The organism is Xenorhabdus sp. BG5 (assembly GCF_015163665.1).
Classification (GTDB): Bacteria; Pseudomonadota; Gammaproteobacteria; order Enterobacterales; family Enterobacteriaceae; genus Xenorhabdus.
Map to the genome: position 1 here is coordinate 18,804 of NZ_JADEUG010000014.1, position 14,408 is coordinate 33,211.

Consider the following 14,408-nt stretch of genomic DNA (forward strand, 5'->3'; position numbering starts at 1 on the left):
TTGAATTAAAATAATTTTTCCATTTCCTGTGCTCGGCGGATGGCTCCTTGCATGGCATTGGACACCATTTCAGGCAGCTTGCCTTCATAAAAAATGCGCAATGCTTCAGCCGTTGTACCGCCTTTAGATGTTACCTGCTCTCGCAGGATAGCAAAAGGAAGATCTTTTTGCGTTTCAGCAAGTTTAGCTGAACCTGTGGCTGCTTGCAGAACAAGTTCTCTGGCTGTTTCACTGTCAAATCCCAGACGTTCCGCTTCTTGTTGCATCGATTCCATGAACAGGAAGAAATAAGCAGGAGCACTGCCTGCGATGGCGATAATATCGTTGATACCGTTTTCATCATTTACCCAGCAGACTTTCCCGACACTGCGCATTAGCGATGCTGCAAAGTCGCGATCAGCTTGCCCGACATGCTCAGGTGCGAACAATCCACTCATCCCTTGCCCTACAAGCGAAGGGGTATTTGGCATGATGCGGATAATATTAAGATTATCCTGCAAAAACGTATAAAAACGGGACACTGGAATACCAGCAGCAATAGAAATAACCAGTTTTCCACTGAAATCGACGTATGAATGCAGTGATCTACAAACTTCGGCCAACATTTGCGGTTTAACCGCCAGGACGATGACATCGGCTTCTTGTGCGTAACGAATATTATCGCCTTGACTATTAATGCCATATTCTTTTGCCAGCACATCACGGCGGGTGGTTGTTGGAGAACAGACAGTGATGAGTTCAGCAGGATAATCTTTTCTGACTAACCCGGCAATGATGGCATGAGCCATATTGCCTGCGCCAATAAAGGTGATTTTACGATTTTCCATTAGATAATCTCGTCTATTAATCAGTTAATTTCAGGTATGTTAAGACTTGTATTGACGGGCACCGAATATTGCCGTTCCAATCCGAACCAGTGTAGAACCACAAGTAATAGCGGCTTCCATATCATCCGTCATGCCCATTGATAGTGTATCGACTTGGGGATACTGCGCTTTTAGTTCAATCAAGGCTTTTTCCATTTGGCGAAAAGTGGCTATTTGGCGTTCAAAGTTGCTTTCCTGTGCCGGTATTGCCATCAAGCCGCGCAATACCAAATTAGGTAACCCATCAATAGTTGCAGCCAATTCGGTTAACTCTTCCAGTAAAATGCCTGACTTGCTCTCTTCTCTACTAATATTAATCTGGATCAGGACATTAAGAGGCGATCTATTTTCAGGACGTTGTTCGTTTAAACGTTGAGCAATTTTTGCCCTGTCAACGGTATGACACCAGTCAAAATTTTCTGCAACCAGACGGCTCTTGTTAGATTGTAATGGGCCAATAAAGTGCCACACTAAATCGTCATGGTTATTAAAGTATTGGATCTTTTCAACTCCTTCCTGCACGTAATTCTCACCAAATTCCCGCTGACCATTGGCGATGGCTTCTGCGATGGCATCCACAGGTTTGGTTTTACTGACTGCAAGCAAGGTAATTTCTTCTGGAGAACGTTCGCATTTTTGCGCTGCAAGTGCCATGCGGTTCCTGACATCGTGAAGATTTTGTTCGATATTGTTCATAGTTGACTCAGGAGATAAAAAAATGAATATGGAAAAATGGGTGTCCCTTAGTGTAAAGCATAATGCCTCCGATCTGCATCTTTGTGTCGGGCAAGTGCCGGTTTTGCGTATCAATGGTGTGTTATACCCACAGAGACAATGTGAGGAAATTCAACCTAATACTCTTATCACGTGGAGTGAAGAAATATTATCGGATACGCAGAAACAGCAGTTACATCAGCACGGTCATGTCGATTTTGTGGTGACGATGCCAGATAAACGGCGACTCAGGGGAAATCTATTCTATCAACAATCTCATTTATCATTGGTATTGCGACTGATTGAGAATAAGTGCCCGACATTGGAACAACTTTATGCGCCTGACATCATCCAGCACCTTACCTTGCAGGAGATGAGTGGATTGATATTAGTGACAGGTGCGACGGGAAGCGGTAAATCCACGACGTTGTCAGCTATGATTAATGCGTTGAATAGCCATGTTTGTAAGCACATCATCACGCTGGAAGATCCCATAGAATTTGTTCACCAAAGCCGAAACTGTTTGATACAGCAAAGGCAGATGGGTAAGGATGTCACGGATTATCAAACCGCGCTGAAAGGAGCATTACGCCAAGATCCTGATGTGATCCTGCTGGGAGAATTACGGGATAAGGAGACGATCAGGTTGGCTCTGACTGCGGCTGAAACGGGGCATTTGGTGTTGTCGACGCTGCATACCCGTGGCGCCATTCAGGCGATAGATCGCCTGGTTGATGTTTTTTCCGCAGAAGAAAAAGGTTGGATTTGTAGTCAGTTGGCTGGAAGTTTAAAGGCCGTTATTTCTCAGCAACTGCTTCCTGCTAAAGAAGGAAGCCGGGTGGCCATTTATGAAATTTTGGTCATCAATCAGGCTGTTAGCCATTTGGTAAGAGAAGGCAAGAATCATCAAATAGCATCATTAATGCAGACTGGTGCAAATTGCGGTATGCAGACTTACGAACAAAGCCGACAACAACGTAAGTCGTTGGGGTTGCTGGAATAAACCGCTTGCAGTAACAGCCATGCCTAATGATGAGTATGGCTATTACGAATAGTGCTATTACTGATACCGCTGTTCAAACCAGCTTTCCAGAATAATAACAGCGGAAGTGGCATCAACCTTACTTTTATTCAGTGCCTTGTAGCCACCGTGATCAAAAAGGTGAGAGCGTGCTTCCACGGTGGTTAATCGTTCATCATGCAGTTCAACTTGTACCCCGAAACGGCCATGTATGCGATTGGCGAACTTACGGGCTTGTGCGGTGACCAGTTGTTCTGTGCCATCCATATTGAGTGGCAGACCAACAATAACCAGATCGGGCTGCCACTCTTTAAGTAGTTTCCCAATAAGTTCCCAATTGGGGGAACCTTCGTTGGCTTTGAAAGAGATTAATGCTCTGGCTGTACCTGTGATTTCTTGCCCGATGGCAGCGCCAATACTGCGAGTTCCAAAATCAAAAGCGATGATTGTACGGTTTTTCATCAGGCGTGTCCTGCTTGTGATGAGAGATTGTAAATATTAATCCCCAGTAAAGAAGCCGCTTCATGCCAGCGGGTAGCGATAGGGATATCAAAAATGATGGAAGGTTCAGCGCTGACAGTAAGCCAACTGTTTTCCATAATTTCCCTTTCTAACTGACCGGCTTCCCAATTTGAGTATCCAAGTGTCATTAAAACATTTTGCGGTTGGCGTGATGTACCCAGAGCTTCCAGCATATCTTTGGATGTTGTGATCATGGTGTGTTCAGAGATCTGAATACTGGAGCTGAAACCTGATTGCGGCGTATGCAAAATAAAACCGTGCTCTTCAGACAGGGGACCACCCGCCATCACTGGCCGATTGAGATTAATCGTACTGTCTCTATCTTTAGGGGTGATATCTAATTTTTGTAAGATACTTTGGATAGAAACGCTGGCGATTGGCTTATTGATAATTAAACCCATTGCCCCGTTTTGATCATGTTCGCAGATATAAACCACAGAACGATTGAAATAAGGATCAGAGAGCGAAGGCATGGCAATAAGAAAATGATGCTGTAGATTCATGTGTTTTCTGATAATTATTTTGGCAATGTAAGAATGACTGGCCCACAGTATGTGGGCTCTGATTATAAATGGCAAATATTGTCAGGAAACGAACGTTGTTTGGCCTGTTATGCTATCTGTTTTTCCAATCGTTTTTCGATAGCATCCATCAGCATGCCGGTAATAGAGATGTCAGGGAAAGCTGTTTCTATTTCACGTACACAGGTTGGGCTGGTTACGTTGATTTCAGTTAAACGGTCACCAATGATATCCAGTCCAACAAAAATTAATCCTTTCTCTTTTAATACCGGAGCAACTGCACGGGCAATTGCCCAATCGCTTTCTGACAATGGGTTAGCCTCTCCACGGCCACCTGCCGCCAGATTACCACGAGTTTCTCCTTGAGCAGGGATACGAGCTAGGCAATAAGGTACAGGTTCACCATCAACAACCAGTACGCGTTTATCTCCATCTTTAATGGCAGGCAGAAAATTTTGTGCCATACAATAACGGTTGCCATGTTCAGTCAGCGTTTCAATAATAACGCCGATATTGGCATCATCTTGTTTCAGACGGAAGATGGAAGCGCCCCCCATACCATCCAAAGGTTTGAAAATAACATCGCCATGCTTTTGGTGGAATTCGCGTAGTTTTTTGGCACTGCGGGTGACTAGCGTATCGGGTGTCCATTCCGGGAACCAGGCAGTAAACAGCTTTTCGTTACAGTCGCGCAGGCTTTGGGGTTTATTAACGATCAGGCTGCCTTTGGCTTCTGCCCTTTCCAGAATATAGGTTGCATAGATGTACTCAGTATCAAAAGGTGGATCTTTGCGCATCAAAATAACTTGCAAAGTATCAAGAGCGATTTCTTGCTCACTGCCAAACTGATACCACTGTTGTGGATTTTCTTCTACCGTGAGCAAACGTGTACGGGCGCGAGCCTCCCCTTGATGCAGGTAGAGGTCATGCATTTCCATATAATGGATTTCCCATCCGCGTTTTTGTGCTTCCAGCAGCATGGCAAAACTAGTGTCTTTCTTGATGTTGATGGATGAAATAGGGTCCATCACAATACCGAGCTTGATCATTTTTTCTCCTTAACCCAGATCACCAAAACGTACTTGCAATGCGGTAATTGCGGTGAGTGCCGTCGTTTCTGTCCTCAAAACACGAGGCCCTAACAGGATATCAGTAAATTGATATTTTGCTGTCATTTCTATTTCTTCGGTAGACAAACCCCCTTCAGGACCAATCAGCAGGCGTATTTTTTCCACAGGAAGTGGGAGGGTATTGATGCTATGGTTGGCACGAGGATGCAGATTCAATTTTAGGCTGCCATCGTTTTCTGCGCACCAAGTTTCAAGTGGCATAACAGGGCGGATTTCAGGGATTCGGTTACGTCCGCACTGTTCACAGGCAGCAATGGCAATTTTTTTCCATTGTTGTAATTTCTTATCCAACCTTTCTGTATCCAGTTTTACGCCACAACGTTCAGACAGGAGTAGAGTAATCGTGTTGACACCCAATTCAACAGATTTTTGGATTGTAAATTCCATTTTTTCACCGCGGGACATGACTTGCCCTAGATGCAGGTTCAATGGTGATTCATGATCAGACAATTTGCCATCAAGGATAGACACTTTAACCGTTTTTTTACTGGCATCCGTGATTATTGCATCAAAAACCTGATTACTGCCATCAAAGAGTTGCAATGATTGCTCATTATTCATTCTAAGCACGCGACCAACGTGATTGGCAGCGTCATCACTCAAATAAACTTCCACTCCTGTTGAGAGCCGTTCAGGGTGATAGATGCGGGGTATTCGCATATTCTTTTTTCCTTCTTTTTCCGGATTCTTCCGGCATGGCGCAAACAGCCATATGAACAAATTGATTCATCATCATGATAAATGAGCGCTGTTTGCGTGATCAAGTTATCTCTTGGCTTAAGGAATACAAAATATCTCTTTGCGAGCTGGTTCGCATATTTATTTTATAATTGCTTTTTTAGATAAATTTTTATTGCCAATAACCGGAATGAAAAATTAATATTCATCTTGTCCTGATTGATGTCAGGAAATAAGGAAAGAAGATGGTAACAAGGATGTTATTTATAAATGGATTTTAATTTTTTACAGGTGAAAAAAAGGAAGGGTTCTATTTTAATTGACGTAGATTATATAATTGTTATGTTTTTCTGTAGTACCTTGTTGTTATTGGCCATTATCGATATTAAAACATATTGCTTGCCAGATGTTATCACTCTTCCTTTATTATGGTTTGGGCTTTTGGTTAATATTGATGGTAATTTAATTCCGATAAAGAGTGCAATATACGGTGCCATATCAGGGTATCTTTTTTTGTGGTCTTTGTATTGGTTGTGTCGATATACCTTAAATAAGGAAGGAATCGGTTATGGTGATCTTAAATTAACAGCGGCAATCGGTGCCTGGTTGGGTGTGGAAATGATACCGATATTGATGATAATGGCTTCATTATCTGGATTGTTTGGGTTTGTAATAATTGGAGTGAAAAGAAAATCTTTTCCTGAGATTATCGCATTTGGGCCTTATTTATGTTTATCCGCGATAGTATTGCTGGGGTATGGTATTGGCAGAGTATAGTATCATCTGTAAAGTGGTAAATAGATAAAAAATGGCGGAGAGAACAGGAACCTAACCTACGGTACACATTCTGTACATGCTAGATGTTAAAAGCATCTAGTTGGTTTAAGCTGCTTTTCTGCATATGCCAGACGTTGGAAGCATCTGTTAGCTTGAGCAGCGCATCCTGTGTACATTAGATGTTAAAAGCATCTAGTTGGTTTAGGCTGTTTATTCTGTATGCGCTAGACGTTAGAAGCATCTAGTTGGCTTTAAGCTGCTTGCCCTGCATATTCTAGATGTTGGAAGCATCTGGTTAGCTTTAGGCTGCTGGCTTATCTCTCCGCTGACTGCAAATTTAAAAAAAGTGAGATTTTTATTCAAGCTGATTTATTGGATTATGGACTATTGATCACAACTTAAGTTTATTATTTATTTCAAATTATAAAAAGGCGCTAAATATCACATCAATTAAAAAGTAATTGTGTTTATTTAATAAGTTTTTTCATTTTTAAAGTTAATGTGTTATCGGTTTTTATATGGGGGTAAATATAAAGTATTAAAAAGGATTTTGATACTGGTTTTATTAAGAATTGGTGCTGGGGTTTTGTTTTTTATTTTTCGTTTTGGATTCATTAAAATTAAAGAGAGGGAGCATTAAGGTAATATTTCAAAGATGGTTATACGGGCGCTACTATCCGCAACGCCCGTGATGACTTCTAACTTACTGAGGCCACTTCATTTCGCCTTTTAATACTTTGGCACTGAGTTCAAGGCTAGATTCATCAGCCAAATCTGGATAGTGTTTTTTCATGGCTGCAATCAGCGCATTGGAATCTTTTGCTTTCGGTAACTCTTTTTCCAATGTGGCCAGGTAATTCTGGGTAAAAGTCACTGAATCCAACGTCATTGATGAGTCCCCCAGATAGTGGCCTGGTACAACAGTTTTAGGTTGCAGGCTCTTGATGCGATCCAATGTTTGTTGCCAATGCTGGCGTGATGTTTTGGTCTGGGTATCTGCAATCCATACATGAATATTGTCAGAAACAGTCACACCACCCACAACGGCTTTTAATTTAGGAACCCAGACAAAAGTACGATCTGCGGCTGGGCCATTTAAACCTTCAACAATCAGTTTTTCACCATCAACAGTGAAGGAATTTCCTTTCAGTGGCTCTGGTACGACGATCTTTTTGGGGGCCTGGTCTGCAAGAATTCCACCCCAATAAGCCAGCTTGCCATCTTTGGTTTCATTGATTGCTTTGATGGTTTCTGGTGATGCGATAACTTTGGCGTCAGGGAAAGCTTCGGTGATCACATCAAGACCAAAGTAAAAATCAGGATCGGATTGGCTGATATAGATCGTTGTCAGTTTTTTGCTGGTTTGCTGGATCATTTTTACCAGCTCTTGGGCATCATTTTTCTTAAATTGAGCATCAATCAGGACAACTTCATGATCACCACTAATAATTTCGGAAGAAACAGGAAAGACACCTCTTTCACCTGGATTGTAAATATCCAATTTCAGATCGGTTGCTTGAGCTATTGAAGCCATCCCCAAGGAGAGTGTCGCTGCCAGAGCGATGTTTAATGTTGTTTTGCGAGCCATCGTCGAATTCCTATAGCAAAAAGCTTGTGTGCTTGAATGGCATGTATGATAAGTTGCATATTCCGATTTAAAAACCCCATAACCAGCAACTATTTGTTGCATAAATCGAGTGAATTAGGGCGAAAAATAGGTTAGCCAAAATGGATAGGATCACCGCAGCACGAGTGTTTATTACGATTGTTGAACAGGGCAGCCTCATCGCGGCAGCGGAACGTTTGGATATGTCGAGGGCAATGGTATCGCGATATTTGGCTGAAATGGAAAAGTGGGCAGGCGTTCGCTTGTTACATCGTACAACACGTAAAATTGGCCTGACTTCGGCGGGTGAGAGTGTTTATCAGCGTAGCCTTAAGTTGATGGAATTAACGGAAGGGATGCCTGTACAGCAATCTTTGGAAACACAAACCTTGAAAGGATTGTTGCGAGTCAGTTGTTCCCAATCGTTGGGCGTTAGTGCGTTGGCGGTTGCCATTCCTGAATTTATGCGGATATATCCACATATTGCCGTCAATCTGCAACTGGATAATAAGGTTGTCAATTTGATAGAAGAACGCATTGATTTGGCCATCCGTATTACCAATAACCTGGAGCCAAATCTGATCGCTCGCCCATTATCGACTTGCCATTCCACCGTTTGTGCTGCGCCGTCTTATTTAGCAGGAAAATCTATTCCCAATAATCCTATGGATTTAACATCACATCATTGCCTGACCTATAACTTTTTCGGCAAGAGTTTGTGGGTATTTGAAAAACAACATGAACATTATTCAGTTCCTGTCAGTGGTACGTTAAGTGCCAATGAATCGACTGTATTAATGGAAGCTGCTTTGCAGGGAGCTGGAATTACAATGCAACCTTGCTATTCTGTTTCTTCTTATTTGATGTCAGGGCAGTTAGTTGAGCTATTGCCTGATTATCAACCTCAGGCAATGGGGATCTATGGCATTTATGCCAGCCGTCAGAATATGCCCGCAACTTTACGGGCACTGTTGGATTTTCTGGTGGATTGGTTCGCGACATCACCTCATTGGCAGCAATTAATGTTGAAACGCTAATGCCAGTTTTTCAGGAAATAGGGCCGCCTGTTGTTGTAAATGCGTAATGAAAGCCTCAACGGGATCTGAGGAGGGACGATGCATGGGTTTGATTAAACTGACTGTGAATGGAATGTCGATACTGAATGGCCGAATGCAAATGGTTGCGCTGTTATCTAAATAATCCAATGCAGTGAGCGGGTTTACGATAGACAGGCCAATCCCTTCGTTAATCATGGCACAAATTGAGGCTGCGCTATGGGTTTCCATTACTATCTTGCGGTTGATTTGATGCTCAGTAAAGATTGTATCAATCAGTTGCCTGTAACTGTCTGTGATTGAAAGGCTGATAAATTTTTGGTTGTGGAAATCTGCTGGCGTCAGTTGCGATTTTTGACTGAGCGGGTGATAGCTGGGTAAGACACAAACTTCATTTAAGGTGATCAACGTTTCTCGTTCAGTACCTGCTGGCGTTTGTAAATGTTCGGTTAAGCCAAGATCATGGCGCTGCGCTGAAAGCCATTCTTCCAATAGAGGAGACTCTTGTGGAATGATGGTCAGTTTAGCTTCCGGGTAGTGTTCGATAAAGCTGCAACAGGCTTTTGGCAGAAGGGATTGGGAGAACATTGGCAGGCAAGCGATGGACAATTGCGCTTGTTCAAATTGTCGGATACTGCCAGCCGCATTGATTATTCTTTCCAGTCCATAATAAGAGCGCTGCACTTCTTCGAATAACCGTAACCCTTGTGCTGTGGGAAACAGGCGTCCTTTGATTCGGTCAAACAATTTAAGTTTCAGTAATTGTTCAAGGCGGGCAAGTTCACGACTGACGGTGGGTTGGGAGGTTTTCAGTAGTAATGCTGCATCAGTCAGGTTGTTAGTGGTCATTACAGCATGGAAAATTTCAATATGTCGCCATGAACAGGAATGCATAGATTTGTCTCTTTGGGTAAAAAATAGTCATTACCATATCATAAATGAATAGATTATGGCTAAATAGATATTTTTCTTCCTGCCTGATTATTGCCAATAATGAAGGATCTGCTGATTTTATGAGACGACACTGCAATGACTATATCGACTTTTACTTATGGCTCAGAGGGACATTTTACCTTTGACAATCTACTCCGTTTGCCGACTCAATATGGAACACCATTGTGGGTTTATGACGGCGATAGCATCATCAAGCAAATCAAAAAATTAAAACCGTTTGATGTTATTCGGTTCGCACAGAAAGCGTGTTCCAACACCCATATTTTACGCTTGATAAGAGAGCAGGGCGTGAAAGTTGATGCAGTGTCATTGGGAGAAATCGAGCGAGCGCTCTATGCCGGTTTTCAGCCTGGTAGCGATAAATCAGAAATTGTATTCACTGCGGATGTGATTGATGAGGCAACCTTATCGCGTGTTATTGAGCTGGATATTCCGGTCAATGCCGGTTCTATTGATATGCTGGCACAGATAGGTGAACGTCAGTCTGGACATCCAGTTTGGTTACGCATTAATCCCGGATTTGGGCATGGGCATAGTCAAAAGACGAATACTGGCGGCGAAAATAGCAAACATGGGATTTGGTATCAAGATCTCCCTCTGGCAATTGCAAAAATTCACCAATATGGTTTGAAATTAGTGGGACTGCATATGCACATTGGTTCAGGGGTGGATTATCAGCATCTCTCCAATGTCTGTAATGCTATGGTGGAGCAGGTCATGCTATGCGGGGAGGATATTCAAGCCATTTCCGCAGGTGGTGGTTTATCCATTCCTTATCAGGACGGTGAAGAGTCAGTTGATACCGAACACTATTACAGCTTGTGGCATGAGGCTCGCCAGCGTATTGAGCAGCATTTGGGGCATCATGTTGAGCTGGAAATCGAACCTGGCCGTTTTCTGGTGGCTGAATCAGGGATCTTGCTGGCGGAAGTACGGGCGGTTAAATCTATGGGCAGTCGGCATTATGCGCTGGTGGATGCGGGTTTCAATGACTTAATGCGTCCGGCAATGTATGGCAGTTATCACCCTATTTCTGTGTTGCCGATAAACTCGCTGCCGGAAATGACATCGTTAGAAACCCCATTACTAGAAACCATCGTCGCGGGACCGTTATGTGAGTCTGGTGATGTATTTACGCAGTTGAAAGGAGGGGAAGTTGTATCACGCATGTTGCCCCGTGTTAGTGTTGGAGATTATCTTATTTTTCATGATACCGGCGCTTACGGTGCTTCTATGTCTTCAAATTATAATAGTCGCCCGTTGATCCCTGAAATTTTGTTTACTGGAGGAGAAGCGCGTTTGATCCGTCGTCGCCAGACAATCGAAGAGTTGTTATCGCTGGAGTCCATTTAAATAAAAAATGACGCTTAACACAATTATTCAAGGAGTAATATTATGAAAGATAAAGATAAATTTCATAACAAAGTTTTTGAATTATCTAAAAAACTCGTTGAACTAAAGGCTTTACCTAATCAAATGTCAGCTTGGAAAAAAGCCGATGATAGTAACATTTATGAGCTACGGTTCCATCCAACTGAGTGGGGTCGATACTTATTAATTAATATGGTAACTCAAGAAGAAACAACGCCAATAGGATGTTATGTTTTTGTCAATCGGATAGATGAACCTGGAATTATTCGTATGGCGAAATTCCCCACTTATGGGCACTCATCGTTAACTTATTATCACTATCAAAGACAAGGTGAAAGTTTTGATGACAATATAGCGGTTTACTATGCAGGTAAAGCTGAATTTGGTCTTGGTGGTGAGTTGAAGCGGTGGACTAACGATAGCGGTCACTATAAACCTCCATCTGATTTATCTAGAAATTTTATCCCTTATGTTAGTCGGCTTTTGCCAATGAATTTATTTAGATCAATAGACTAGGGTGTGTTGATGTTTTGTAAGGCAAATTTGAACAGTATGATGAGAAAGCCTGTATTGCATATAAATACAATACAGGCTTTATTAAGCCGTTAGTTTCGTCAGTATTCAGGCGGCTTTATTTTGACACTGACTTTCAGACTTTTTTGCTGAATGGGGTACAGCAAATGCATCCGGCTCAAATTCATCGACATTGATTGAACGCAGACGACTGCTTTCAGCACGTTTCAGGATCTCTGCTTCTTCCTGAGTGATTTTGTTCTCAGCCAGAGCCTGTTCAGCTAATTTATCCAGACGGGTGAAGCCCAGATTTTTGCCTGCTTCGCGGCTCAGGCGAGCATGGATGGGCTCTGCGGCGATGATATCGTGCAACGCTTCTTCCAGTAACCCGTGAGGGTTATGCTCGCTTGGTGTCAGATATTGCCCACGTCCAATTCGGCTACGAGTTGCGGAAGGAGTCTGTAATATCTGAGCCAGTTTGTGATCCAATTTATCGGATGGTGCGGTATGTACACGTCCCAATGGGAAAATAATCACTCGCATTAAACCTGCAACTAAACGGTTAGGGAAATTGCGTAGCAAATCATTCATAGCCTGCTCAGCTTGATTCAGACTATCTTCTACCGCCCATTGCACCAATGGCAAATCTTCTTTCTGACGTCCTTCGTCTTCATAGCGTTTCAAGGTGGCAGAAGCCAGGAAGATTTGACTCAGAATATCCCCCAGACGCGCTGAAATGCGTTCACGGCGTTTCAGGCTGCCTCCCAATACGCCCATTGAAACATCAGAGAGCAGGGCAAGATTGGCGCTTAATCGGTTGATCTGCTGGTAGTAACGGCGAGTGGCGTCATTGACTGGTGAACGGCTGGTTCTGCCTTTGGTAATACCAAGCCACAGGCTGCGCAGGGTGTTACTGGCAACATGGCCTAAGTGACCAAACAGTGCCTTGTCAAAGTTTTTCACATTGTTGCTTTCTGCCGCAGCGATTTCAGTCAGTACATAAGGATGGCAGCGGATTGCGCCTTGACCAAAGATGATCATACTACGGGTCAGGATATTCGCACCTTCAACGGTGATAGCAATGGGTGCACCCTGATAACCGCGAGCAAGGAAGTTAGATGGTCCAAGACAGATACCTTTACCGCCAGCGATATCCATCGCATCAATCACGGAGCGTTGGCCTCTGTGCGTACAATGGTATTTCACGATAGCAGACAGAACCGAAGGTTTTTCGCCCAACATGATACCGCCGGTGATCATGGTTGCGGCTGCATCCATCAGGTAAGCGTTACCTGCGATACGTGCCAGTGACTCTTCGATACCTTCCATTTTACCGATAGACAGTTTGAACTGACGGCGAATATAGGAATAAGCCCCGATAGCCATCGTTATACTTTTTAATCCTCCGGTTGCATTGGATGGCAGAGTAATACCACGGCCAACAGACAGACATTCAACTAGCATACGCCAGCCTTGGCCTGCCATTTTCGTCCCACCAATGATGTAGTCGATAGGGACAAAAATATCTTTACCACGCGTTGGGCCATTCTGGAATGGGATATTCAGAGGGAAATGGCGATGACCAATTTCAACGCCTGGTGTATTGGTTGGGATTAATGCACAGGTAATGCCCAATGATTCAGTATCACCCAGCAGATGATCAGGATCATACAGTTTAAATGCTAATCCCAGCACGGTGGCGATAGGGGCAAGGGTGATGTAACGCTTATTCCAGTTCAGGCGCATCCCAAGCACTTGCTCACCTTGCCATTCTCCCATACAAATAACACCAGTATCAGGAATAGCTCCGGCATCTGAACCGGCTTCTGGGCTGGTTAAAGCAAAGCAGGGAATTTCTTCACCACGGGCCAGGCCTGGCAAATAACGTTTTTTCTGTTCGTCTGTGCCATAGTGTTGCAGCAATTCACCTGGCCCCAGAGAGTTAGGTACGCCAACAGTAATTGCCAGGATACCCGATACGCCAGCCAGTTTTTGCAATACCTGAGATTGAGCGTAAGCGGAAAATTCCAGACCACCATATTCTTTCTTGATGATCATGGCAAAGAAACGGTGTTCTTTCAGATAGGCCCAAAGTTCTGGTGGTAAGTCAGCCAGTTCATGGGTGATTTGGAAATCATTTGCCATGCGGCAGGCTTCTTCTACCGGACCATCAATAAATGCTTGTTCTTCAGCAGTTAACTGCGGTTTTGGATAGTTATGCAGTTTTTGCCAGTCGGGGTTACCACGGAATAGATCGCCTTCCCACCATGTCGTTCCTGCATCAATGGCTTCTTTCTCTGTTCTGGACATGCTTGGCATAACCTTACGGAAGGCTTTTAGGCCCGGCGCAGAGAATAAGGAGATACGTACAGGTGTAAACACAAGAGGGAATAGGACGATGACCAGTGGTAACAGCAACCAATAACTCCAAAGGCCAGTTATACTCATAACGAACGTATAGGCAACAAGCAGCAAGCTGCTGAGCGTTAAGCTGACTTTGTGGTAACAAAGCCCGCCAATCAAGACTAAAAATAAGATAATGCTGAAAGCGGTCATAGTAAAACTCCTGTAAATCTCAGGTTGAGTTGTCAGAGGTCTGACCTGTTGCGATGTCCTTCTTTTTTAGATGAGGAAAACGTATTTATCAATATGTTTACATCTTAATTACAATCTAGCTCAC

14 protein-coding genes are annotated in these 14,408 nt (G+C 43.4%); 5 read left to right on the top strand and 9 right to left on the bottom strand.

The genetic code is table 11. The annotated features are described in order from the left end of the window. Window positions 1-5 precede the first annotated feature (5 nt). Together proC and IQ209_RS09175 are read right to left on the bottom strand one after the other, a co-directional pair. Window positions 6-827: a pyrroline-5-carboxylate reductase gene (gene proC / locus IQ209_RS09170; RefSeq protein ID WP_193851014.1), complete on the bottom strand. Its 822-nt coding sequence runs from the start codon at window positions 825-827 to the stop codon at window positions 6-8. Between the two features lie 39 nt (window positions 828-866). Then, the gene (locus IQ209_RS09175; protein WP_193851015.1) at window positions 867-1,562 is read right to left on the bottom strand and encodes a YggS family pyridoxal phosphate-dependent enzyme; all 696 of its coding nucleotides are present in this window, start codon (window positions 1,560-1,562) and stop codon (window positions 867-869) included. A 22-nt stretch (window positions 1,563-1,584) separates the two neighbouring features. On the opposite strand from IQ209_RS09175, the gene IQ209_RS09180 reads away from it, so the two are divergent. Continuing rightward, window positions 1,585-2,583 (top strand): type IV pilus twitching motility protein PilT, encoded by a 999-nt coding sequence (locus tag IQ209_RS09180; RefSeq protein ID WP_193851016.1) that lies wholly within the window; start codon window positions 1,585-1,587, stop codon window positions 2,581-2,583. 57 nt (window positions 2,584-2,640) lie between these two features. On the opposite strand, the gene ruvX is transcribed toward IQ209_RS09180, so the two are convergent. From ruvX to rsmE, 4 genes are all read right to left on the bottom strand, one after another. Next, the gene (gene ruvX / locus IQ209_RS09185) at window positions 2,641-3,063 is read right to left on the bottom strand and encodes a Holliday junction resolvase RuvX (protein ID WP_193851017.1); all 423 of its coding nucleotides are present in this window, start codon (window positions 3,061-3,063) and stop codon (window positions 2,641-2,643) included. After that, window positions 3,063-3,626, bottom strand: a complete 564-nt coding sequence (locus tag IQ209_RS09190; RefSeq protein ID WP_193851018.1) for a YqgE/AlgH family protein — start codon at window positions 3,624-3,626, stop codon at window positions 3,063-3,065. Before IQ209_RS09190 ends, ruvX begins: the two co-directional genes overlap by 1 nt. A gap of 107 nt (window positions 3,627-3,733) precedes the next feature. Beyond that, window positions 3,734-4,693, bottom strand: coding sequence for a glutathione synthase (gshB, locus tag IQ209_RS09195; RefSeq protein ID WP_193851019.1), 960 nt, complete (start codon window positions 4,691-4,693; stop codon window positions 3,734-3,736). A 9-nt stretch (window positions 4,694-4,702) separates the two neighbouring features. Then, window positions 4,703-5,434, bottom strand: a complete 732-nt coding sequence (gene rsmE, locus IQ209_RS09200; RefSeq protein WP_193851020.1) for a 16S rRNA (uracil(1498)-N(3))-methyltransferase — start codon at window positions 5,432-5,434, stop codon at window positions 4,703-4,705. A 288-nt stretch (window positions 5,435-5,722) separates the two neighbouring features. Between rsmE and IQ209_RS09205 the strand changes: the two genes are divergently transcribed. After that, window positions 5,723-6,229 carry an A24 family peptidase gene (locus tag IQ209_RS09205; RefSeq protein WP_228005800.1) on the top strand — a complete coding sequence of 169 codons (507 nt, stop codon included), beginning with the start codon at window positions 5,723-5,725 and terminating at the stop codon, window positions 6,227-6,229. A 703-nt stretch (window positions 6,230-6,932) separates the two neighbouring features. Here the strand turns inward: IQ209_RS09205 and IQ209_RS09210 are convergent. Further along, on the bottom strand, window positions 6,933-7,817 hold the full coding sequence (locus IQ209_RS09210; protein WP_193851021.1) for an MBL fold metallo-hydrolase: 885 nt from the start codon (window positions 7,815-7,817) through the stop codon (window positions 6,933-6,935). Window positions 7,818-7,957: 140 nt separating this feature from the next. Between IQ209_RS09210 and IQ209_RS09215 the strand changes: the two genes are divergently transcribed. Then, complete coding sequence (locus IQ209_RS09215) at window positions 7,958-8,872, top strand: LysR family transcriptional regulator (protein WP_193851022.1); 915 nt, start codon at window positions 7,958-7,960, stop codon at window positions 8,870-8,872. Here the strand turns inward: IQ209_RS09215 and IQ209_RS09220 are convergent. Next, window positions 8,855-9,784, bottom strand: a complete 930-nt coding sequence (locus IQ209_RS09220) for a LysR family transcriptional regulator (RefSeq protein WP_193851023.1) — start codon at window positions 9,782-9,784, stop codon at window positions 8,855-8,857. The genes IQ209_RS09215 and IQ209_RS09220 overlap by 18 nt on opposite strands. A 135-nt stretch (window positions 9,785-9,919) precedes the next feature. Here IQ209_RS09220 and lysA point away from each other — a divergent pair, with 135 nt between their 5' ends. After that, window positions 9,920-11,197 carry a diaminopimelate decarboxylase gene (gene lysA / locus IQ209_RS09225; RefSeq protein ID WP_193851024.1) on the top strand — a complete coding sequence of 426 codons (1,278 nt, stop codon included), beginning with the start codon at window positions 9,920-9,922 and terminating at the stop codon, window positions 11,195-11,197. A 42-nt stretch (window positions 11,198-11,239) separates the two neighbouring features. After that, window positions 11,240-11,731, top strand: a complete 492-nt coding sequence (locus tag IQ209_RS09230) for a hypothetical protein (protein WP_193851025.1) — start codon at window positions 11,240-11,242, stop codon at window positions 11,729-11,731. Window positions 11,732-11,836: 105 nt separating this feature from the next. Here the strand turns inward: IQ209_RS09230 and fadE are convergent, their stop codons facing one another. Beyond that, a complete protein-coding gene (gene fadE, locus IQ209_RS09235) occupies window positions 11,837-14,284 on the bottom strand; it encodes an acyl-CoA dehydrogenase FadE (protein WP_193851026.1) in 2,448 nt (815 codons plus the stop codon). Window positions 14,285-14,408 lie beyond the last annotated feature (124 nt).

Bases quoted from the DNA above. Each gene is read 5' to 3' on its own strand.
- proC (WP_193851014.1), bottom strand. From the start codon at position 827: ATGGAAAATCGTAAAATCACCTTTATTGGCGCAGGCAATATGGCTCAT.
- IQ209_RS09175 (WP_193851015.1), bottom strand. From the start codon at position 1,562: ATGAACAATATCGAACAAAATCTTCACGATGTCAGGAACCGCATGGCA.
- IQ209_RS09180 (WP_193851016.1), top strand. From the start codon at position 1,585: ATGAATATGGAAAAATGGGTGTCCCTTAGTGTAAAGCATAATGCCTCC.
- ruvX (WP_193851017.1), bottom strand. From the start codon at position 3,063: ATGAAAAACCGTACAATCATCGCTTTTGATTTTGGAACTCGCAGTATT.
- IQ209_RS09190 (WP_193851018.1), bottom strand. From the start codon at position 3,626: ATGAATCTACAGCATCATTTTCTTATTGCCATGCCTTCGCTCTCTGAT.
- gshB (WP_193851019.1), bottom strand. From the start codon at position 4,693: ATGATCAAGCTCGGTATTGTGATGGACCCTATTTCATCCATCAACATC.
- rsmE (WP_193851020.1), bottom strand. From the start codon at position 5,434: ATGCGAATACCCCGCATCTATCACCCTGAACGGCTCTCAACAGGAGTG.
- IQ209_RS09205 (WP_228005800.1), top strand. From the start codon at position 5,723: ATGGATTTTAATTTTTTACAGGTGAAAAAAAGGAAGGGTTCTATTTTA.
- IQ209_RS09210 (WP_193851021.1), bottom strand. From the start codon at position 7,817: ATGGCTCGCAAAACAACATTAAACATCGCTCTGGCAGCGACACTCTCC.
- IQ209_RS09215 (WP_193851022.1), top strand. From the start codon at position 7,958: ATGGATAGGATCACCGCAGCACGAGTGTTTATTACGATTGTTGAACAG.
- IQ209_RS09220 (WP_193851023.1), bottom strand. From the start codon at position 9,784: ATGCATTCCTGTTCATGGCGACATATTGAAATTTTCCATGCTGTAATG.
- lysA (WP_193851024.1), top strand. From the start codon at position 9,920: ATGACTATATCGACTTTTACTTATGGCTCAGAGGGACATTTTACCTTT.
- IQ209_RS09230 (WP_193851025.1), top strand. From the start codon at position 11,240: ATGAAAGATAAAGATAAATTTCATAACAAAGTTTTTGAATTATCTAAA.
- fadE (WP_193851026.1), bottom strand. From the start codon at position 14,284: ATGACCGCTTTCAGCATTATCTTATTTTTAGTCTTGATTGGCGGGCTT.